At 48.1% G+C, this 22312-nt stretch carries 19 protein-coding genes and 1 pseudogene; 10 read left to right on the top strand and 10 right to left on the bottom strand.

The window, feature by feature from the left end; all coding sequences use genetic code 11:
• Positions 1–32 precede the first annotated feature (32 nt).
• A complete protein-coding gene (locus H595_RS21675; RefSeq protein ID WP_084153494.1) occupies positions 33–2915 on the bottom strand; it encodes a ligand-binding sensor domain-containing diguanylate cyclase in 2883 nt (960 codons plus the stop codon).
• Positions 2916–3168: 253 nt separating this feature from the next.
• Here H595_RS21675 and H595_RS0105895 point away from each other — a divergent pair, with 253 nt between their 5' ends.
• The 8 genes from H595_RS0105895 to recG all read left to right on the top strand — a co-directional run bounded on the left by H595_RS0105895 (position 3169) and on the right by recG (position 11679).
• Positions 3169–3645, top strand: a complete 477-nt coding sequence (locus H595_RS0105895; protein ID WP_027670382.1) for a PaaI family thioesterase — start codon at positions 3169–3171, stop codon at positions 3643–3645.
• A gap of 65 nt (positions 3646–3710) precedes the next feature.
• Positions 3711–4343: a guanylate kinase gene (gene gmk, locus H595_RS0105890; RefSeq protein ID WP_027670381.1), complete on the top strand. Its 633-nt coding sequence runs from the start codon at positions 3711–3713 to the stop codon at positions 4341–4343.
• Between the two features lie 46 nt (positions 4344–4389).
• Complete coding sequence (gene rpoZ / locus H595_RS0105885; protein ID WP_027670380.1) at positions 4390–4665, top strand: DNA-directed RNA polymerase subunit omega; 276 nt, start codon at positions 4390–4392, stop codon at positions 4663–4665.
• Between the two features lie 125 nt (positions 4666–4790).
• Positions 4791–6911 (top strand): bifunctional GTP diphosphokinase/guanosine-3',5'-bis pyrophosphate 3'-pyrophosphohydrolase, encoded by a 2121-nt coding sequence (gene spoT, locus H595_RS0105880; RefSeq protein WP_027670379.1) that lies wholly within the window; start codon positions 4791–4793, stop codon positions 6909–6911.
• A gap of 5 nt (positions 6912–6916) precedes the next feature.
• Entirely contained in the window at positions 6917–7309 is a 393-nt protein-coding gene (locus tag H595_RS0105875) for a RidA family protein (protein WP_027670378.1), read from the top strand.
• Between the two features lie 7 nt (positions 7310–7316).
• On the top strand, positions 7317–8147 hold the full coding sequence (locus H595_RS0105870) for a substrate-binding periplasmic protein (protein WP_037053792.1): 831 nt from the start codon (positions 7317–7319) through the stop codon (positions 8145–8147).
• Positions 8144–9583, top strand: a complete 1440-nt coding sequence (locus H595_RS23415) for a substrate-binding periplasmic protein (protein WP_051219749.1) — start codon at positions 8144–8146, stop codon at positions 9581–9583. Before H595_RS0105870 ends, H595_RS23415 begins: the two co-directional genes overlap by 4 nt.
• 17 nt (positions 9584–9600) lie before the next feature.
• The gene (gene recG / locus H595_RS0105860) at positions 9601–11679 is read left to right on the top strand and encodes an ATP-dependent DNA helicase RecG (protein WP_027670376.1); all 2079 of its coding nucleotides are present in this window, start codon (positions 9601–9603) and stop codon (positions 11677–11679) included.
• Positions 11680–11687: 8 nt separating this feature from the next.
• On the opposite strand, the gene H595_RS0105855 is transcribed toward recG, so the two are convergent.
• The 6 genes and pseudogenes from H595_RS0105855 to H595_RS0105830 all read right to left on the bottom strand — a co-directional run bounded on the left by H595_RS0105855 (position 11688) and on the right by H595_RS0105830 (position 17519).
• The gene (locus H595_RS0105855) at positions 11688–12857 is read right to left on the bottom strand and encodes a trans-sulfuration enzyme family protein (protein ID WP_027670375.1); all 1170 of its coding nucleotides are present in this window, start codon (positions 12855–12857) and stop codon (positions 11688–11690) included.
• 95 nt (positions 12858–12952) lie between these two features.
• Entirely contained in the window at positions 12953–13780 is an 828-nt protein-coding gene (cysW, locus tag H595_RS0105850) for a sulfate/thiosulfate ABC transporter permease CysW (protein ID WP_027670374.1), read from the bottom strand.
• A complete protein-coding gene (cysT, locus tag H595_RS0105845) occupies positions 13777–14622 on the bottom strand; it encodes a sulfate/thiosulfate ABC transporter permease CysT (protein WP_027670373.1) in 846 nt (281 codons plus the stop codon). The genes cysW and cysT overlap by 4 nt, the downstream gene beginning before the upstream one ends.
• A gap of 2 nt (positions 14623–14624) precedes the next feature.
• A pseudogene (gene cysP / locus H595_RS21665) lies at positions 14625–15628 on the bottom strand (thiosulfate ABC transporter substrate-binding protein CysP).
• Between the two features lie 18 nt (positions 15629–15646).
• Entirely contained in the window at positions 15647–16720 is a 1074-nt protein-coding gene (locus tag H595_RS0105835) for a sulfate/molybdate ABC transporter ATP-binding protein (protein ID WP_027670372.1), read from the bottom strand.
• Positions 16721–17072: 352 nt separating this feature from the next.
• Entirely contained in the window at positions 17073–17519 is a 447-nt protein-coding gene (locus H595_RS0105830; RefSeq protein ID WP_027670371.1) for a hypothetical protein, read from the bottom strand.
• Between the two features lie 171 nt (positions 17520–17690).
• Between H595_RS0105830 and H595_RS0105825 the strand changes: the two genes are divergently transcribed.
• Positions 17691–18476 (top strand): putative hydro-lyase, encoded by a 786-nt coding sequence (locus H595_RS0105825; protein ID WP_027670370.1) that lies wholly within the window; start codon positions 17691–17693, stop codon positions 18474–18476.
• Between the two features lie 49 nt (positions 18477–18525).
• Here the strand turns inward: H595_RS0105825 and H595_RS0105820 are convergent, their stop codons facing one another.
• Both H595_RS0105820 and H595_RS0105815 read right to left on the bottom strand, forming a co-directional pair.
• Positions 18526–19554, bottom strand: coding sequence for a methionine synthase (locus H595_RS0105820; RefSeq protein WP_027670369.1), 1029 nt, complete (start codon positions 19552–19554; stop codon positions 18526–18528).
• Positions 19555–19581: 27 nt separating this feature from the next.
• Complete coding sequence (locus H595_RS0105815) at positions 19582–20562, bottom strand: DUF1852 domain-containing protein (protein ID WP_027670368.1); 981 nt, start codon at positions 20560–20562, stop codon at positions 19582–19584.
• Positions 20563–20838: 276 nt separating this feature from the next.
• Between H595_RS0105815 and H595_RS0105810 the strand changes: the two genes are divergently transcribed.
• Positions 20839–21744, top strand: coding sequence for a LysR family transcriptional regulator (locus tag H595_RS0105810; protein ID WP_027670367.1), 906 nt, complete (start codon positions 20839–20841; stop codon positions 21742–21744).
• Positions 21745–21762: 18 nt separating this feature from the next.
• Here the strand turns inward: H595_RS0105810 and H595_RS0105805 are convergent, their stop codons facing one another.
• The gene (locus H595_RS0105805; protein ID WP_027670366.1) at positions 21763–22182 is read right to left on the bottom strand and encodes a GFA family protein; all 420 of its coding nucleotides are present in this window, start codon (positions 22180–22182) and stop codon (positions 21763–21765) included.
• Positions 22183–22312 lie beyond the last annotated feature (130 nt).

Below are 22312 nucleotides of genomic sequence, written 5' to 3'. Positions count from 1 at the left end.
TGTAAAGCCTGTCGGTCAATATATACCCGGATTTAGCATGACACCGCAGTAACCTCTTTATTACTAATCCCGCTCAACTTACCCGCGGCCAGTAACTGGATGACATTGGCATCCTCTGCCAATACCGCGGTATCTATCGGATCAGATGTTTGTAGCAACATATAACCGTTGCGGCCATGACCTTTTACCCAGTACAACGCCTGGTCAGCCAAACGCAAACTATGCTGCCAATCCCAATCGCTCAGTTGTGCTATCGCACCGATAGAACAGGTAAGAGGTTTATCAAGTGCAATCTTGCGCTGCCAAGGATATTCACCTAGCGCCTGATGGATTCGTTGCAATGCCAATAACCCATCGTCGGTGTGTTCTAAGATCAACAAAAATTCTTCACCGCCCCAGCGAATAATATGATCTGAACCCCGGCTATTCTGGCGCAATATGTCCGCAACCAGCATCAGAATATTATCACCTGTTTGGTGACCAAAATTGTCGTTCACTTGCTTGAAGTGATCAAGATCGAGCACTGCCCATATCAGTGGTTCTGAATGACGATTAGCCCTAGACAAAATCTGTTGAATATTGCAGTCCAAATAATGCCGATTATGCAATCCGGTTAGGGCATCCTGCATACTAATTTGCTGTAGTTTTTCGTTGGCAAGATGTAACTCTTCGGTACGCTCTGCTACCAACTTCGCCAATTGCTTTTGTGAAGCCGCCAAAGCCATCAAACGCCAACGATAAAGCCCCCACAAAACCAACGAAAACAGAATAAGAAATAACCCTCTAGCCCAAATTTTTTCATGCCAAAACGGGGTAAGTTTTAACGCCATCTCTGCAGTATCACTCCAGCGGAAGTCGCCCGCGACACGAACCTGAAGCAAAAAACGATACTGTCCGGAAGGTAAATTGGTATAAAACGCTTCACGGCGGTTGCTGGCATCGATCCAAGCTTCATCATAGCCTTCTAACCGGTAACGCATTTGCACTGATGATGCTTGCACGTAATATGGCGCAGTAAAGCTTACCTGCAAGTCTCGTTGCTCCGGTGGCAGCGTAATATTATCACCCCGGTAACTCTGGCTTCCCGCTGTGACTTTTTTTATCACGGGCTCCGGAATGTCACTGAAGTGAATGAGTTGCTGCAAAGGCAGTGACACAACACCATCGAGTGTGGGATACCATAAACGCCCCTGATGCTGAACTCCTTTGCTACTGCCTGCTCCATTACAACAACGGTGAGAATCAGTTTTAGCCTCAGGCCGGCGATCATCAACCAGCATGTAAAGCTCTTCAATTTTGTTTTGTTTTAACGCCTCGTAATTCAGCCGGTAAAAGCCCTGAAAATTGCTTATCACCAACTGGTTGTCTACCTGTTCAACATGGATAACGCCATTGCCTGGCAAACCGTCTTGTTGACGAAACCATTGCCATTGCCCCGGTTTTCCAAACATAAAACCCTGATCAAAGCTGCCAATAAGCAAATTACCATCGTCAAATTGTTTAATAGCGCTGATAAAAGTACCTGTAAGTGGCACATCGTCAACCGAGTGAAAACCGTTTTCGTCGCGAAGATAGAGGCCGTTTTCAGTACCCACCCAAAGCCGGTTCTCGCTATCAGGTAACACCATCCTTACTCTTGCCGTGAGTAACGCTTCTGGCAAGCCATGCTGCACAATCTCGTCGTGTAACAAATAATATAATCCACCATTTGTACCAACCCACAGTTTGTCATTTTCACGGGCTAATGTGGTGACTAACACATGCGCTATCTGATCATAATTTCGTCGCCAGCTTAATGTTTCAGTATCCAGCATGGATAAGCCGGCGCGGGATCCCACCCAGACTTTGTCATCCTCAACTAACAAGCTATAAACAAACGGGCTAGGTAAATATTGATTTGCCATCAGTGGCTGAAAGACACCATGTTGCAACAATGCCAATCCATTGCGGGTGCCCACTAGCAGATTCTGCTGCCACGGTGCTAAAGCCCACACGTAGGAGTCTTGTAAGCCTTGTTGCAAACTAAAGCGCTGAGTCGCAGCCTTTCTAAGTCGTTTTAACCCGTGTGAGCGGCTACCAAACCAAATGTTCTTATGCTTGTCCTGCAACATACTTTCAACCCAGACAAAGTCATTATGCTCACCTTTAACAAAGTCGGCACGCTCAATAACACCTCGTTGAATACGGTAAGTTGAACCATAGGTTGAAATCCATAAATGTTGCTGCTGATCCAAATAGAGCGACTCAATCCGGCTATCGCCTACATGTTGCGGCAGCGTAACGGGCTGCCATACGCTATTATGCCAACGATAAAGCCCTATGTTTGTACCCAGGTATAGCTGTCCATCAACGAACGCTATTTCCAAAATTTGTAAGCCAGCAAGGTCTTTTGGTGCACTTTGCCATAGATACCCATTCTGCGTTAATTCAGCAAAACCACCTTGTCCACCGATATACACCCTGTCATTGTGTTGAAAAAGCTGAAATACCGGCCCCTGATGTGCCTCGACAACTTGTAATTCTTGTTGCGTCCACTGATATAACCGGTTACCGCCAACAAAAATTCGACCGTCAGACAATTCGGCAAACCCAGTGATCTGGCCCTGCCGTGGTTTCGCTGCATCGAGTCGCCTGAATTGATTTTTGTGGTACATAATCAGGCCATTTGCAGTGCCAATCCACAATTGCCTCTGATTATCCAAATGCAATGCTGAAACCATATTAGACGACATCGCAGCGGTGTTGGCCGTATTAAAAACCTCAAACTGCACGCCATCAAAACGCGCTAAACCATTTTGCGTACCTAGCCATAGAAAGCCTTCGGCGTCTTGCACTATAGACGTAACAGAAATTTGAGGTAAGCCGGCGTCTACCGACCAAACCCGGTATAAATATTCATCTTGCGTCAACACCATAGCATCTGCTTTAGGCAGGCCTAAACCTGTTAACAAGATAAAAAAAAGTAATAACTTACACCAGCGCACTGTCGAGTGACCCTTATCTTAGTACTGTAAAGTGTTATTGTGCTGACTTTACTATAGCTCGCTTTACAGCCAAAAGCTGAAACCTGACGAATGGTGTTTTTAACTACCTGAGCGGTCAGCTTGTTCAGATGGTCTTACCAGTGTAAGCTGGCAACTGGTGTTAACAACGGGACTAAAATTTACCATGTCATTGCGAAAAGCTAATTGGGGCTTAAAACTATTTGCCTGGCGTTATATTCCGCTAATTGGTTTTTGTTCACCGAAGATTGTTCGCATGGATAATTCAACGCTTGAAGTGACCATGCCACATAGCTGGCGTACAAAAAATCATTTGGGCAGCATTTATTTCGGTGCTCTGGCCATCGGCGCAGACTTAGCCGGTGCATTTTTAGTTTTCAGCAAAGCCAAGTCGCGTGGTGTTAATGCCAATTTCGCTTTTAAAGATGTACAGGGCCAATTTTTAAAGCGCCCGGAAGCGACAGTGCACTTTACCAGTAACGACGGCGATATCATTGATACGATGATCGACGATTCGTTGGCTACAGGTGAGCGTATTAATAAACCCGTTTCTGTAGTGGTGACCTGCCCCAGCCTTTATGGCGATGAGCCAATGGCCATATTTACTCTGACGTTATCGGTTAAGGCTAAAGCGAAAAAGTAACGGGATTTGCAGCGACAGCAAACAGCGTCTAAAATCCGCTTTCTTTGTTTAGCAGTGTGAACCTTATGCAACACTTAGCCGGTAACTTGTTTATTGTTTCAGCGCCCAGTGGCGCAGGTAAATCCAGCCTGATCCAGGCGCTGTTAAAGCGCCATAGCGATATGCAGGTAAGTGTATCCCATACCACCCGTGCACCACGCCCAGGTGAGCAAGATGGCGTGCACTATCACTTTATCAGTGTCGATGCTTTTAAGGGCCTAATCGCCAAAGATGAATTCTTTGAGTGGGCTGAAGTGTTTGGCAACTATTATGGCACCTCGAAAAGCAGTATCCGCGATAGCCTAAGCTGTGGTATCGACGTGTTTTTAGACATCGATTGGCAAGGTGCCCGCCAGGTTAAAACTCAGGAAGCATCCGCTAAAGGCATTTTTATTTTGCCGCCCAGTTTAACGGAGCTGGAACAACGGCTGAACAGTCGGGGTCAGGACTCAGCAGAGGTGATTTCTAAACGTATGGCTCAGGCTCACAGTGAGATGAGCCATGCTGATGAGTACGAGTTTCTCATTATTAACGATAACTTTGATACAGCGCTGGTTGAATTTGAACGCATAGTGCTCGCGCAGCGCAACAGTTATAGCAGCCAGGCAAGCAAACATAGCAACATGCTGAAGCAACTGTTGGCGAAAACAGCAAATTAGCGTAAACTACACGGTCTTGTGAAAGCCCGTAACACTGGAGTGGTAAATGGCACGCGTAACTGTTCAAGATGCAGTAGATAAAATTGGTAACCGTTTTGATTTAATTCTGGTGGCTGCACGCCGTGCCCGTCAGTTAGCGGTTGAAGGTAAAGAGCCTATGGTGGATGTCGAAAACGATAAACCCACAGTAGTTGCACTGCGCGAAATTGAAAAAGGCTTTATCACCAACTCAGTGTTGGATGAGCAAGAGCGCCGTGATCAAATTCAGCAGGAAGCGTCAGAAATGGCAGCTGTGGCAGCAATTATTGGTTCTGACCACTAAAATCCTCTCCATAGACAGGCCAGCGGCGCATTAGCCGTTGGCAACTGTTACAAATAGACGTATATTCATAATAAATCCCACGCTTTATCGCGTGTTTCGTTTGCTGTCGCAGTTTGGGAGCACAGGTGTATTTATTTGAAGGTCTGAAAAACCAAATTAGTGCCTATTTGCCCGCAGAGCAGGTTGCCTTAGTGCAGCAGGCATATGTCGTCGCACGCGACGCGCACGCGCCTCAAACTCGCTCCAGTGGTGAACTTTATATTACCCATCCCGTTGCTGTCAGCAGCATTCTGGCCGATATGCGTATGGACCATGAAACTCTGATGGCCGCCCTTTTACACGACGTCATCGAAGATACGCCGGTGAGTAAAGAAGAGTTAGCCAGTAAATTTGGTGATACGGTAGCGGAGCTGGTGCAGGGCGTAAGCAAACTCGATAAAGTAAAGTTCAAAGACTATCAGGAATTTGAAGTAACCAATTTACAAAAAATGTTTATGGCAATGACGCAGGATATCCGCGTTATCTTAATTAAGCTGGCCGATCGCACACATAATATGCGCACTTTAGGCGCACTGCGGCCAGAAAAACGCCGTCGTATTGCCAAAGAGACCCTCGAACTGTATGCACCTATTGCTAACCGCTTGGGTATTCACAACATTAAGAATGAATTGGAAGACTGGGGATTTCAGGCGCTTTACCCTATGCGTTATCGCGCACTGTCAACAGCTGTGAAACAAGCGAGGGGCAACCGGAGAGAATTGCTGGAAAAAATTCAGCATGAAATTACCGGGCGTTTAGATCAAGCCAGTATTAATGCCGATGTTGTAGGCCGCGAAAAACATCTGTACAGCATTTATCGCAAGATGAAAAACAAAGAACTGATGTTCAACGATGTGATGGACATTTATGCTTTTAGAGTAGTAGTAGACAGTATTGATCACTGTTACCGCACCTTGGGTGTGGTACACAACCTGTATAAACCAATTGAAATCCGTTTTAAAGACTACATCGCTATTCCTAAGCAGAACGGTTATCAGTCGCTGCATACTTCTTTGATCGGGCCGCATGGCATTCCGGTAGAGATACAGATGCGCACCCGTGAAATGGACGAAATGGCCGACAAAGGTATCGCTGCGCATTGGATGTATAAAGCTAATGGCCAACACCAGGATACCACCGCGCAAATTCGTGCCCGACGCTGGATGCAAAGCTTATTAGAGCTACAGCAAAACGCGGGCAATAGTGCTGAATTTGTCGAGAACGTGAAGTCTGAACTGTATCCGGACGAGCTGTATGTGTTCTCACCCAAAGGTAAAATAGTTGAATTGCCCATTGGCGCCACCGCAGTCGACTTTGCTTATGCAGTGCATACTGACATTGGTAACCGTTGTGTCGGTGCTAAAGTTGACCGCCGGCCTTACCCCCTGAATAAACCCCTGGAAACCGGCCAGACAGTAGAAATTATTACCAGCCCTGGCGGCAAACCCAATGCCAACTGGCTTAACTATGTTGTCACCAGCCGCGCCATCTTAGGTATTCGTAACTACCTGAAAAAACAGCAACAAAACGAATCAACTGGCTTAGGCAAACGCCTGTTAAGCTCGGCACTGGGCGAAGTAAAACTGGAAGATCTTGCCCCAGAACGTGTTGAACAAGTACTACAAAATTCGAAACAGAAATCGCTGGATGAGCTATGTAGTGACATAGGCCTTGGGAATCAACTTGCCATTGCCGTAGCAAGACGCCTATTGGGAGAGTTTGACTCAGACGAAAGCGGCAAAGACAACCCGGGCCCAATGCAAAAAAGCAAAGCCTTTATTATCGGTTCCGAAGGTATGCTGCTGACCTTCGCCAAGTGCTGCAGACCTATACCCGGCGATGAAATTATTGCCAATGCCACACCAGGCAAAGGCCTCAATGTGCATAGAGCTGATTGTCGCAACATTCGTGGTTGGGATAAAGAGCCGGGCAAATTCTTCCCGGTACGCTGGGATAAAACCGGCGACAAACAATTCTTATGTGATATCCGCGTATTTATTGTCAACCGCCAAGGCGTACTGGCTAAACTGACCACCCTGATTGCGTCTCAAGATTCCAACATTCAGGATTTAGCAACTGACGACCGTGATACCGGTGAATACGTTATTAAAATTACCCTGTCGGTGCGTGACAGAATACATCTGGCCAATGTGATGCGAAAAATTCGCGTAATGTCGGATGTTCAAAAAGTATATAGAAGGAAATAACCCGCATGTCTAAAGTCATTATTCGTACCAGCGATGCCCCAGCCGCAATTGGCACATACAGCCAGGCGGTGAAAATAGGTACCACCGTATACCTTTCAGGGCAGATCCCTTTGGTACCCGCTACAATGCAGATGGTGTCAGATGATTTTGCTGAACAAACCCATCAGGTGTTTAAAAACCTGGCGGCTGTTTGCGACGCTGCCGGTGGTAGCTTAAACGATATGGTAAAACTGAATATCTTTCTCATCGATCTGGGCCAGTTTGCTACAGTTAATGAAATTATGAGCCAGTACTTTGCCGAACCCTACCCGGCTCGCGCTGCAGTACAGGTGTCAGCTTTGCCACGCGCAAGTCAAATTGAAATAGATGGCGTAATGGAAGTACCGTCTACGCATTGAGGTTTCTATGGGGATAAACAGGCTGTTACAAGGACTACTGGTAAGCACACTGCTTGCCAGCGGCACGGTAAAGCCTGAAGAACCCTTAGCTGAGCCTGCACAGGCTCCTATTGAGCTTGTTTGGTGTTTAGACCATTTCTCTCGCTTTCATAACTATGAAGATGTCGACAAACCTTTCGGACCCTCGGTAGATTTAATGCAGGAATTAGCACGACGTGTTGGTTTTGTGCTGCGTTTTACGCCACGCACAGTGGTAAGTCGTTGTTTCAAACTGATGGAAGAAGGCAAAGTTGATCTTATGTCTAACCTAAAGTTTAGTGACCAACGAAATCAATTCATGTTTCTGCTGCCGTATGAAACTACAGTGCCGGAAAGCGTCTTTATGCGACGAACCGATAAAAGAGCTATCACCAGCTATTCTCAGTTAAAAAGCCTGACTGTAGCAAGTATCCGCGGCTACTTGTTCAGCCAAGAGACCATGCGATTTTTAGCTCAAAACCCTTCATATATGGCTCACGTTGAATCAATTGAAGTGGGTCTGGAAATGCTAAACCGCGGTAGAATTGATGCGTTAATATCGCCTACCGTTAGTACCTCAGAAGCCATTTTTACAGTAAACAGTTATGACAGCCGCTTTCGTATTGCTACGCTAAATATGGATGGCGCTAAACCGGAGTATATTAATATCGGCTTGTCACGTGCCAGCCCACACATGAACTTACTGCCCAACATTAAACAACACCTTAACGATATGCAGCAAGATGGTACGGTTAAACGCTTATACACCGATGTTGTCATTAGTCCGAGAATAAATGAGCTCAGAGGGATAACGCCATGATGCGGACCTTAGTACTGAGTCTATACCTGCTATTATCCTGCTGCATTAAAGCGGAACAGCCCAATGTGCAATGGTGCCTGGACAACTATCCCAACCGCCATAACTATCCTGAACAAGGCGAGCCGTATGGCCCAACCGTTGACTTTATGCAAGAGTTGGCGAAGCGTGCCGAATTTAACCTGACGTTTAGTCCGAATACTCCCTTTGCGCGCTGTCTAAAACTGATGCAAGAGGGTAAAACCGACCTGATGACCAGTTTAAATTACAGCGACGAACGCAACAGTTTTATGCATCTTATTCCATATGATCATGCCAGGGCAGAACGCTTGTATATTCACCATCAGCACAAAGACATTATAGATATGGCCGAGCTTAGCAATATGACCGTTGGTATCATCCGTGGCTATATATACAACGCAGAGCTACCCAATTTACTTATCAATCACAGTAAAAACGTTGTAGAAGTCGATACCGAAGAATCTGCCATGGCAATGTTGTTGTATCAACGTTTGGATGCTGTAATAGCACCGATGCTAACCGCTGAAAACCTGATTAATAACCACCCACGTTTTAAAGACAAACTTAAAGCCGCTAGCCTAACCTTTCCTTTTAACAAAAATACGCATGTCAATATCGCACTATCGCGCAATAGCCCTCACGCCAGGTTATTAGAACGTATCCAGCATGAAATTTTACAAATGGAACAACAAGGCCTGATTAAACACTACTACAAAAACGTCAGGCAAATGAACCAACCTGTATTGCAATGGTGTCTCGACCACCTGCCGCCCCGGCATATTTATCAGCCAGGAATGACAGAACCCACAGGCCCAATGGTCACTATGATGCGTGAATTGGCCAAGCGCAGTGGTTTTGAACTGTCATTCTCCGTACCCACCCCGGCCAAGCGGTGTCTACAACAGCTTATAGAGGGTAAAACCGATATTGTCACTGGCGTAGTTGATACATCTGAGCGACAGCAACATCTGCTGATGGCCCCGTTTGATATTGCCCGAACAGAAAGTTGGTTTGTGCGTAAAAGCCAACAGCCTAAAGGTGAATCAGCAATACATACGGTAGCGCTGCTTAAAGACAAACCTTACCGCAGCACATTAACTGCAGAGCTTGCACAAAAAAATATTCGTTTGTTGTTTGTTAACAACGCAGAACACGCAATGACCTCGTTATTTTTAGAAGAAGTTGATGCCATTATTGGGCCTGAGCATGTTATTAGTCATGCAATAGCATCTCAGCTTCGCTTTAAAAATAGCTTGGTGTTACTGAATACCCCTGCAGATACTAGAGCGCAAAGTGCTAATTTGGCAATGTCTAGAACCGGCACCCATGCGCTGTTATTTGATACTATCAGTAGCGAACTAACCCGGATGATGACGGATGGCAAAACACGCTTTTACTCTACCCCTGCACAACAATAGTCATAAAAAGGACAGGCGTGAACAGTTCGTTACAACAGTATCCGATTTCAACCATCAAAGGTGTTGGGGCAAAAGTGGCAGAGCGCTTACACAAGTTAGCCATTTTCAGCATCCAGGACATTCTGTTTCATCTGCCACTACGCTATGAAGATCGCACCCGAATTTATCCCATTGCGGATTTAATGCCTTTAATGCATGGCACTGTGTTGGGTGAAGTGATCAGCAGCGAAGTACAAATGGGCAAAAGGCGCAGCTGGTTAGTGAAAATTAAAGATGGCAGTGGTTTTCTAACCTTGCGCTTTTTTCACTTTAGCGCGGCACAAAAAAATGCTGTAACACCCGGTATATTGTTACGCTGTTTTGGCGAAGCTAAGCGCGGTCCGCGTGGCTTGGAAATGCTACATCCGGAATACCGCGTGCACGACGATGAGCAATTACTCGACGTTGCCGAAACACTCACCCCAATTTACCCCACGACAGAAGGCCTACGCCAGGCTACCTGGCGTAACCTGACAGATGCAGCCTTAGATTATTTGCAGCGCAGCCCGCCGGATGAGTTTTTGCCAGCGGCATTGTTGCAGCAACCTTGGTCGTTAACAGCAGCATTAAGCTATATTCACCGGCCACCACCGGATGCCAGCCTACAACTGTTCGAGCTGGGTAAACACCCGGCGCAGCAGCGGTTGATTATTGAAGAGTTAGTGGCGCAACAGCTGAGCATGTACAAACTGCGTAGCCAAAGCCAGCAGCAACATGCCGTTGCGCTGCAAACAGACCTTACTCTTGAGCAACGTTTTTTAGCTGCCTTACCCTTTGCCCCTACCGGTGCGCAGCAACGCGTAACAGCGGAAATACGCCACGATTTAAGTCAAACACTGCCGATGCTTCGCTTAGTGCAAGGCGATGTAGGATCTGGCAAAACCTTAGTCGCCGCGCTCTCAGCCCTTACGGCGATTGGCAATGGCTATCAGGTAGCGTTAATGGCACCAACAGAATTACTGGCAGAGCAACACGCCGCCAATTTTGCCCGCTGGTTTACGCCTTTGGATATCAGCGTGGCCTGGCTTGGCGGTAAAACCAAAGGTAAAGCCCGGCAAACTACGCTGGCCGCTATCGCTGATGGCAGCGCGCAAATGATAGTCGGCACCCATGCCTTATTTCAGCAACAGGTTGAGTTTAAAGCCTTGACGCTTATCATCATCGACGAACAGCATCGCTTTGGTGTACATCAACGCCTCGCCTTGCGGGAAAAAGGCGGCATTGCAGGTAAATATCCGCATCAATTAGTGATGACCGCAACACCAATACCGCGCACCTTAGCCATGACTGCCTATGCCGATTTAGATACCTCGATTATTGACGAACTTCCACCCGGCCGCACGCCAGTTACTACTGTCGCCATACCCGATACCCGCCGCGATGACATCATAGAGCGCGTACGCAGTGCCGTGACTACAGAGCAGCGTCAGGCGTATTGGGTATGCACCTTAATAGAAGAATCGGAAACGCTGCAATGTCAGGCCGCAGAAGACACCATGTTAAACTTACAGCAAGCGTTACCTGAATTAAAAATTGGCTTAGTGCATGGCCGGTTAAAAGCGGCAGAAAAACAAGCAGTGATGCAGCAGTTCAGCAGTGGAGAATTAGATTTATTGGTTGCCACCACGGTCATTGAAGTGGGCGTGGATGTGCCTAATTCTAGCCTGATGATTATTGAAAACCCCGAGCGGCTGGGTTTAGCCCAGTTACATCAACTACGCGGTCGTGTTGGTCGTGGTAGCACAGCATCACATTGCGTCTTGCTGTACCACTCTCCACTGTCCAGAACAGCACAATCGCGACTCAGTGTACTGCGCGATTCTAACGATGGTTTTGTTATTGCCCAGCGCGATTTAGAAATTCGTGGCCCGGGCGAATTACTTGGCACCCGGCAAACCGGCGTGCTGCAGTTTAAAATAGCCGACTTAAGCCGCGACGCGGACCTGCTACCGCAAGCGCAACAAATAGCTACCACGCTGTGGCAACAAAACCGCAGCGCCAGCGAGCAGTTAATAAAACGCTGGCTGGCGAATAAAGAGATTTATGGTAATGCCTAAGTCTAGTTTTACCGCACTGCGGCCTGGAGCGCCTGTTGTAAATCAGCAATTAGATCTTCAGCATCCTCAACCCCAATGCTCAGGCGGATTAAGTCGTCCGTTACACCAGCAGCTAAACGGCTTGGTGCATCCATCGCCGCATGAGTGGTGCTGGCAGGGTGACAGGCCAGACTCTCCAAATCGCCCAGGCTTACCGCTTGAGTAAACAGCTGCAGACTATCAAGGAAGCGCGCAGCGCGGTCAAAACCGCCGGCAAGTTCAATACTCACCATGCCGCCAAACGCGCCCACGGTTTCAGCCAGCACCGGGTAGCCGGCATCAGTGGTTAAACCCGGATAAATCACTTTAGCCACCAACGGATGCTGTGCTAAAAATTCGGCCACTTTGGCTGCCCCGGTCAGGTGCGCATCCATCCTTAGCGCCAGCGTACGCAAACCGCGCTGCAGTAAATAGGCTTCCTGCGGGCCTATTGGTGCGCCAATATGTTTCAACGCTATCGTACGCACCTGCTGCATCAGCTCAGTTCGTCCTGCCACTACACCGGCAATAATATCGCCATGGCCGCTTAAATATTTGGTGCCGCTGTGCATCACTAAATCTATACCGTGTTCCAGAGGCTTAAATAAATAGGGCGTTAAAAAGGTATTGTCACATACCGTAATGGCGCCGGTTTTTGCCGCAGCCGCCTTTACCTTACGGTAGTCTGTTACTTTCAGGTTCGGGTTAGTGATGGGCTCAAACAACACTAACTTAGTATCCGGATTAATATTGGCCAGCAAGTCATCATCACTCAAATACCGGCTTACGGTAATACCGGCGCGGCTTAGGGTGTTAATTAAAAATGCAGCTGTGCCGCCGTACACCGGGTCAATAAAGGCCACTTCGTCACCGGCACTTACCAATGCATAAAAAATACTGCTGACAGCAGCCATGCCACTGGCGACTACCAGCGCTTCGCCGGCCCCTTCCAGCTCGGCCAATTGCTGTTCCAGCGCCTGCACTGTCGGGTTGCCCATGCGGCTATAGATAAAACCCGGCTGCTCGCCGGCAAAGCGGGCTTTGCCGTCTACTGCCGTGCCATAAGTAAAGGTACTGCTTTGATAAATGGGGGTGGTTAACGCGCCGGTATGCGCATCGGCACCGGCACCACTGTGAAGTAATCGGGTTTTAAATTTCATAAGTCATATCCGTCAAACAAGCTTTCTTTCAGCATGATGCGTATATGCTACCTCAGCAAACAAACTCAAGCAGCACTTTATAGCGTTGCCACAGATTATTCTTGTCGTGCCAGCTTCCACTGTAAAAACGCCTTTACCACCAGGGTGGCAATGGCAATTAACGTCAGTAACGCGGCGGCAATAAAAGCTCCGGCGGTGTTGTAGTCTTGCTGTAACAGCTCGATATGCAGTGGCAAGGTGTTAGTTTGGCCGCGAATAGTGCCCGATACCACCGACACCGCGCCAAACTCGCCCACCGCACGGGCGTTAGTTAAAATAACACCGTACAGCAGTGCCCAGCGGATATTGGGTAAGGTAATGTGCCAAAACACCTGCCAGCCACTGGCGCCTAACAGCACGGCGGCCTCTTCCTGCTCGGTACCCAACGTAGACATCAGCGGCACCAACTCGCGCACCACAAACGGACAGGACACAAACACCGTTACCATCACCAAACCCGGCCATGCAAACATCAGCTGCACATCGTATTGATCCAGCAAGCTTGCGAAAGGGCCATTGCTGCCATACAGCAACAGATACAGTAAGCCGGCAACCACCGGCGACACGGCAAACGGAATATCAATCAGCGTCAGCAATAAGCGCCGGCCGGGGAAACTAAACCGCGTAACACACCATGCGATAAGGGTGCCGAAGACTAGGTTTATCGGCACCGTTAAACCCGCCACCAATAAGGTTAAACCAATTGCATGCAACATGTCGGGTTCGGCCAGATTACGCCACACCCCACCGATACCGGCAGAAAATGCCGCCACAAAAATAAAAATCAGCGGCACCACCAGTAACAGCAGTGTTAACACCACTCCAGTGCTGATTAATAGCGGCCGCAGCCAGCGCTGGCGGCTATTCAATGATGTTTGGCTCATTTGGGCCCACCGGTAATATGTTGATAACGCTGTTGCATGCCGTTAATGACAAATAGCAGCACCAACGACACCAGCAACACCACACTGGCAATGGCCGCAGCGGCAGCATAGTCAAATTCCTGTAACCGGACAAAAATCATCAGTGAGGTCACCTCAGTTTGCCACGGCAAATTACCGGCAATAAAAATAACCGCACCAAATTCGCCCAAACTTCGGGTGAACGCCAATGCGGTACCGGTCAGCAGCGCCGGCTTTATTTCCGGCAGTATCACCTTAAAGAAAGTTTGCAGCGGGCTGGCGCCCAGAGTCGCTGAGGCTTCTTCGTATTCTGGGCCAAACTCTTCCAGTACCGGCTGGACTGTACGCACCACAAAAGGCACGCTGGTAAACGTCATTGCAAGTACAATACCCAGCCAGGTGTAAGATACCTTGATATCCCACAGTGCCAGATACTGACCAAACCAGCCCTGAGTTGAAAATACTGCCGCCAGGGTTAAACCGGCTACTGCAGTAGGTAGCGCAAAGGGCAAGTCCATTAACCCGTCCAGCAGCACGCGGCCAGGAAAGCGGTAACGGGTTAAGATCCAGGCCATTAACAGGCCAAAAAACAGATTAAAAATACTCGCTACCGCAGCAGCCGAAGCGGTTACTTTATAAGACGCCACCACGCGCGGGTCGCTGATGATTGCCCAGTACTGCGCCCAGCTTAGTTCAGCGGTTTGCACCACTAAGCCGGTAATAGGCAGTAGAATAACCAGACTGATAAAAAACAAACTGCTGCCAAGGCTAATACCAAAGCCCGGCAACACGCGTTTGCTGTTATTACTGCGATAAAAGGTCACGGTTAACGCTTGCCCTGTGCCAGCAGTTTATCCAGCAGTGCGCCACTGGCAAAGTGCTGTTGCTGCACCTGCTCCCAGCTGCCGAATACCTGCTCTACCGTAAACAAGCTGGTTGGCGGGAACTGCGCTTTGGTCGCTTCAATAACGTCCGGGTTGTGCACCCGGTAGAAATAGCGCGCCAGCACTTGTTGTGCTTCTTTGCTGTATAAATATTGCAGGTAGGCTTTAGCCTGCTTTTCTGTGCCGTTGCGGGCAATATTACGGTCTATCCAGGCCACCGGGAACTCGGCCAGCACATTGGTTGGCGGCACAACACGTTCAAACTGCTGGTCCGGATACTGCGCAATAATATTGTTTACTTCCGACTCAAAGGTAATCAGCACGTCACCCAGTTCGCGATCAACAAACGAGGTCGTTGCGCCACGGCCGCCGGTATCAAACACCACCACCCGGTTTAAAAAAGTTTGCAGCCACTGCTGCGCTTTTTGCTCATCGTTGTCAAAACGCGCTAACGCATCACCGTAGGCTCCCAGGTAGGTGTAACGGGCATTGCCGGAGGTTTTCGGGTTTGGAAATACAGACCCACGCCGTCTTTGGTTAAATCTGCCCAGCTACTGATTTGCTTAGGGTTACCCTTGCGCACCAAAAATGCCATGGTGGAATAATACGGCGAGCTGTTATTGGCGAGGCGATCACGCCAGTCAGCCGGCAGTAAGTTACCGCGCTGGTGCAGAATATCAATGTCGGTGCTTTGGTTAAAGGTCACCACATCAGCCCGCAGGCCCTGAATAATCGCCTGCGCCTGACGCGATGAACCACCATGCGACTGTTTAATACTCAGCGTTTCGCCGGTTTGTTGTTTGTAGTGTTCGATAAACAGCGGGTTTATCTCGGCAAACAGCTCGCGGGCGATATCATAGCTGCTGTTTAACAGCTCTTTTGCCGTTACCGGTGCCGCCAGCAATGCCGCCAGCAGGACCAGAGTAAACTTTTTTGTGTGCTGCATAATGGGTATTCCTTTTACTTAAATGCCTTCACCGAGGAAGACTTTGCTATAGCGCGGCTGGATCCAGGCCACATCGCCCTGTGCCAGCTGTAATTGTTTAAACTGCTCTTTGGGTAATTCAATATGAATAAGTTGTTGGTCGGTATCACTGAGCACCTCTAACCGTGCGACCGGGCCGACTATGGTGACTAAATCCAGCGTCACTTTTAAACTATCGCTTAGCGGTGCTTTAAAGACGTCAATTTCATGTGGCCGTACATAAGCAAAGCCATCCTGCTCCTCGCCATTGCTATGCTCCGGCGACGCCAGCTTAACGTTGCCGATAGTACTCTGGCCCTGTTTTACCCTGGCATGGAATAAATTTACATTACCCAAAAACTCGTACACGAAGGGATTCGCCGGGTGGTCGTAAACCTGCTCGGGCGTGCCATCCTGCTCTATGGCGCCCTTGTTCATCACCACAATGCGGTCGGCCACTTCCAGCGCTTCTTCCTGATCGTGGGTAACAAAGACACTGGTCACATGAATTTCATCGTGCAAGCGTCGCAGCCATCGGCGCAGCTCAGCACGTACCTTGGCATCCAACGCGCCAAAGGGCTCGTCCAGCAACAATACTTTGGGTTCAACCGCTAAAGCACGGGCTAAGGCAATGCGTTGGCGCTGGCCACCGGATAACTGCGCCGGGTAACGGTCTGCCGTCCAGTCCAGTTGCACCAGTTGCACCAGTTGCAGTAGGTTGTGCACTTTTTTTGCAATGTCAGCTTTATTTGGCCGGAATTTCTTCGGTTTTACCGTTAAGCCATAGGCAACATTTTCAAACACCGTCATATGTTTAAACAGCGCATAGTGCTGAAACACAAAACCCACGCCACGCTCAGACACATGCCGGCCGGTAATGTCCTCATTGTTAAAGCGAATACTGCCACTGTCGGCTTGCTCTAAGCCGGCAATAATGCGCAATAACGTGGTTTTGCCCGAACCCGACGGCCCCAACAATGCCGTTAACTCACCGGTTTTTATTTGCAGGTTAACGTTATCTACCGCAACAAAATCGCCAAAACGTTTGTTAACCTGTTCAATACTGATACTCATTGCCAGTTAGTCCCGATATTATTGCCATTGAAAATCATAGGCTGCATAAAGATTGCGGCTTTAAATAGCACTCAGTTTGATATCATAAATGGGATTTAAATAACCAATAAATAGCCATTAATGATTGGTTATATCAAAAGTGAATAAATGAAAGTTCAATACGTTTAAAACTTAGTTGTACTGCATGACGTTGTTTGTGGCGGCATTACAAGCGCTATTGTTTGACGCGAGGTCTTAAGTAAACTTTGATGTGGGGTTTACAGCAAAATGGCGAGATATGATAGCCAGCGAATAACTTATAAAAACGCTGGCTGACGCTTAAAAATTTTATAGTAATGCTAAACGCAATGGCTCAGAACTGATAACCCAGCTCAAAAGCAATGGCAGGCTTGGTTTCCGTTTTGCCCACACTGCCGAAGAAACTGCTCTCATCCTCACGCCGCATACCTGCTGAAAAACCTAAACGCCAACCTGAATTAGCAAAACCTGAAGGGTAATATTGATAAGTAGCGACAAAGAAGCCGTCTTCCGCCGTTAAATCTTCGACACCGGCTGCCAAACCGATACTGTGCTGACGGGCGTCATCTATACTACGTTGCACACCCACTGCAGCACCGACTAAACCTACTGCCGCAGTCCACTTAATGTCGTCATGCAGCCACTGATATTGCGCTCCCACCACACCACCTGAGGCATAGCCATGGCCGATAGACCAATTGCTTTGAGCATTAGCTGCACCCGCGGATAGCAGCAGTGTCGCCAAACACAAGCTTTTTGCTTTTATCGTTAAATTACTCATAACATCCTGTTTAATAGTTAGTTTAAAAGGATACACAATAATTCATAAAGATATAAATGCAACCCTTGGTGCGCAAAACGTTATCGGCTGAAGCTATTACTCCCCACTGTTACGCCAGCATTAGCTGCAGTACACTGCATTATCTTACCTTGCGAATTTTTCGGAGACTTTATGTCAGTACAAAGCCCTTATCAGTTACGCCAACAGTGCCGCGATGGCGTTTTTAGCGGTAATACCTCGGGCTTTGCGCCGGGTTTTGTTCAGGCTAATATGGCCATTTTACCCAAGCAGTACGCGGCTGATTTTCTGAAGTTTTGCCATTTTAATCCCAAGCCGTGCCCGTTATTAGGTATGGCTGCCACACCGGGTGCTATCGACATGCCACAACTAGCGCAAGATTTAGATATCCGCAGCGATTTACCGAAGTACCGCATTTTCCAAAACGGGAAATTAACCGATGAAGTGACCGATGTAATAGAATACTGGCGTGACGATTTAGTCACTTTTTTAATTGGCTGCTCGTTCTCATTTGAAGAGTCCTTGCTGGCCGATGGCCTGGAAATTCGTAATATTACAGAAAAAGTAAACGTGCCGATGTACCGCACCAACATTGCCTGCACCCCGGCAGGCGTGTTTCATGGCGGTATGGTGGTAAGTATGCGGCCAATGAAGCCGGCTGATGCAATCCGCGCAATCCAAATTTGCTCGCGTTTTCCGCAGGTACATGGCGCGCCAGTACACTTTGGCGACCCGGCCGCTATTGGCATTAATGATATTACTAAACCGGATTTTGGTGATGCAGTAACAATAAAACCAGGCGAAGTGCCGGTATTCTGGGCCTGCGGTGTTACGCCACAAGTGGCAATAGCCAATGCAGGCGTGGATTTTTGCATTACCCACAGCCCGGGCCATATGCTGGTAACAGATATTCCGAACAGTAAGTTATCGGTGTTGTGATTAAACAGGCTGATATGGCAAGCAACTTCCTTATCAGCGCCGGCCACTGCTAACGCAGCAGTTCATTACGCACGATTTGTACCCCGGCGGTTAAGGCATTGAGCTTAGCACCGGCGATATGGCGAGGTAACGGCGCCATACCGCAGTTAGTGCAGGGGTAAAGTTTATCGGCATCGACATACTGCAACGCTTGCCTTAGCGTATCAGCCACTTGCTCTGGCGTTTCAATAATGTCAGTGGCCACATCAATAGCACCTACCATCACTTTTTTACCGCGGATAAGCGAGAGTAACTCAAGCGGCACCCGCGAGTTATGACATTCCAGCGAGATAATATCGATATTGGATTTCTGCAGTTTGGGGAGAATCTGTTCGTACTGGCGCCACTCAGTACCTAAGGTTTTCTTCCAATCGGTATTGGCTTTAATGCCGTAGCCATAACAAATATGCACGGCGGTTTCGCATTTAAGGCCCTCGATGGCGCGTTCTAAACAGGCGATACCCCAATCGTTTACCTCGTCAAGAAACACGTTAAATGCCGGCTCATCAAACTGAATAATATCCACACCCGCCGCCTCCAGTTCTTTTGCCTCCTGGTTGAGTATTTTGGCAAATTCCCAGGCCAGTTTTTCGCGGCTTTGATAGTGATTATCATACAGGGTGTCAATCATCGTCATTGGGCCTGGCAACGCCCACTTTATTGGCTGCGTAGTGTGCTGGCGTAAAAACCTGGCATCTTGCACAAACACCGGTTTTTGTCGTGATACTGGCCCCACCACAGTCGGGACACTGGCGTCATAGCGGTTGCGGATCCGAACGGTTTGACGGTTGGCAAAATCCACCCCACTTAAATGCTCAATAAAGGTGGTAACAAAGTGTTGCCGCGTCTGCTCGCCATCACTGATGATATCGATGCCTGCCAGTTGCTGTTGCTGCAATGACAAGCGCAGTGCATCCTGCTTGCCGTGAAGCAGCTCTTCACCCTGCAATTTCCACGGTGACCAGAGTGCCTCCGGTTCGGCCAGCCAGCACGGCTTAGGTAAACTGCCAGCGGTTGAGGTAGGTAATAGTTTTTTCATGTGCGATACCGTTATTTGCGTCAGTAATTAAGCGAAATTCGCCGATACTGCCCAGTGTTCCAGTTTGGCCCGGTGCGGTTGAATAAAGTGCTGCTGCGCAAATTTACCCTGCGCAATGGCAAGCTTGCTGCGCTCTTCGCGGTCGTACACTATTTGCGTAACAGAATGGTCCGGATTGTTCAGATCTGGTTGATAACAAGTGCCTGCGACTGCATTGGCATTATAAATTTCCGGCCGGTAAATCTTCTGAAAGGTCTCCATAGTGCTTACTGTGCTAATTAATTCAAGGTTGCTGTAATCGTTCAGTAAATCAGCAAGGCTATAAAAAGCCAAAGGGGCGACACTGTTTGGCGGCATAAAATAGCGCACCTGAAGTCCCATCTTCTGGAAATACTGCTCGGTTAACGATGATTCGTTTGGCAAGTATTCCACACCTAAAACCGGATGCTGGTTGCCGCTCCGCTGATACACCTTATTATCTGACACGCTAAGACATATTACCGGTTGCTTGGCAAAATACTGTTTGTAAGTATCTGAGTTAACGAAACACTGGAACAACTTGCCATGCAAGTTGCCAAAATTCGCCGGGATGCTGAACGTAGCCTGCTGTTTATTGTGCTCCGGCAACACGACGCTAAAGTCATAATCGCGCAGGTAAGAAGAAAAGTTGTTACCTACCATACCTTCAACACGCTGCCCGGTTTGATGATCAATAATAGTGGTTTGCAACACCTCAATTGATGGAAAGCTATGCTCGCTGCCTTCGATGTTGATATCAACGGATACAATATCAAGTGCAACCGAATAACGATCACCGCGTGGGTTGTCCCAATGCGCCAACGCATTAAAGCGGCTGTCGATCATCGTAAAGGCATTGCGTAAATTCTGCCGCCGACTTTCACCTCTGGCCAGATTAGCAAAATTAGTCGTCAGCCTTGTGCTTTCTGCAGGCTGATAGTGCTCATCAAACGCAATACGTTTTATGCTAAATGTTAAATCGTTACTCATCATTGCCATCCTATTTGCTTGCCCGGTCCAAGCCTGAAAACACTACTGCTGATTATCGCCCACACAAAAAGACATCCAGACGTCCAAACATTTAAAGATGGTATACCTAAGATATGATGAATAAAAATGATATTTTTTCATTCACTAATGAGTATTATTCATTTATTAATATTTAATCAGCACTCCGCTAGACAGCACTGGCACAGCGAACCGCTATACCCATTACACAAAACGGTGTATCTTTTATTTTTAATGATTTGTATTCATAGGTTAGCCATGATTGAAAAAATACATTTGAGTATTTTGCGTGAAATCAGCCGCATAGGCTCACTGACTGCCGCTGCCAACAAACTGAGCCTGACGCAATCAGCGCTAAGCCACAGCATGAAAAAGCTTGAACGGCAGCACAATATCAACCTGTGGTTAAAAGACGGCCGCAATATCCGCTTAACCGAAGCAGGTAGCTACCTGCTGGAGCAAGCCAACCGCCTGCTGCCACAGTTTGAGCGTATAGACGAGACACTGCGCCAGTTTGCCAATAACGAAAAAGGCAGTCTTGGCGTAGGTATGGAATGCCACCCTTGTTATCAGTGGCTGTTAAAAGTGGTGCAGCCGTTTTTGGCACAATCGCCCGGGGTTGATATCGACGTAAAACAACGCTTTCAGTTTGGCGGCATGGCAGCGCTATTTAACTACGATATTGATTTACTGATAACACCAGACCCAATCCAAAAAGAGCGCATTGTGTTTGAGCCAGTATTTCCGTACGAACTGGTGCTGGTGGTCAGCCAACAAAACCCGCTGGCTGCGATGACAGCCATTCAGCCGCTACAGCTAACTGATCAAACCCTGTTAACCTATCCGGTAGAAACGGCGCGGCTGGATATTTTTCAGCAGTTTTTATTACCCGCTCAGTGCATGCCAAAGCTACATAAAACGCTGGAAGCCACCGACATTATTCTGCAAATGGTAGCCGCCAACCGCGGTGTGGCGGCAATGCCAAAATGGCTGGCGCTGGAATACGCTAACACCCTGCCAATTACGGTTATTCGGTTGGGTGACAGCGGTATTCATAAACATATTTATGTTGGTTACCGTAAGCAGGAAAAGCTGAACAAGCATATTCAAACCTTTATTACGCTGGCAAAAAGCAGTGGTGAGGCATTAGCTGTAGCCGATTGAACATTACACTAATCCTATCTATTGCGGCGGCGCAAAGGCAGCGAACATTTCATCGCAGGTCATATCGTGAGTGGCTTCGGCAAAGCTGTAATAGCCAGGTTTGCTGTCGATACAAACCTGATGGTCGAACACCAGGTCGTCGGCGTTATCAAATAAACCAGCCGGCATAATATATTGGCCATTCTGGCTTAAGCGGTAAAACAAATGCGTGCCGCATTCAGCGCAAAAGCCGCGCGACGCCCACTCTGATGAGCGATAAGCCCGGACATGCTGCTCACCGTTAAAGTTTACGCCGGTGCCGCAATCTATCGCCAACAACGGGCCGCCGCCCCAGCGCCGGCAAGTACTACAGTGGCAGGCACCTACTTTGCTGTCTGCGGTACTGGCCGTTATTTTAACCGCACCGCAAACACACTGACCATGACGTTGCACTGACATTTTTATCTCCCGTTATCTATTACCCCTGTTGCAGATAAAGCTAGTGCAAAGCCAGCCTGACGTCCAGTGCCTACACCGAGCCCAGGCCAGCCTCAATTAACTCAAGCGCCGACTAATACTGACTATCTGT

The sequence above is a fragment of the Rheinheimera baltica DSM 14885 genome (assembly GCF_000425345.1).
Lineage (GTDB): Bacteria > Pseudomonadota > Gammaproteobacteria > Enterobacterales > Alteromonadaceae > Alishewanella > Alishewanella baltica.
The sequence above is the reverse complement of the archived record's forward strand: the minus strand, read 5'-3'. Positions and strand labels throughout refer to the sequence as shown.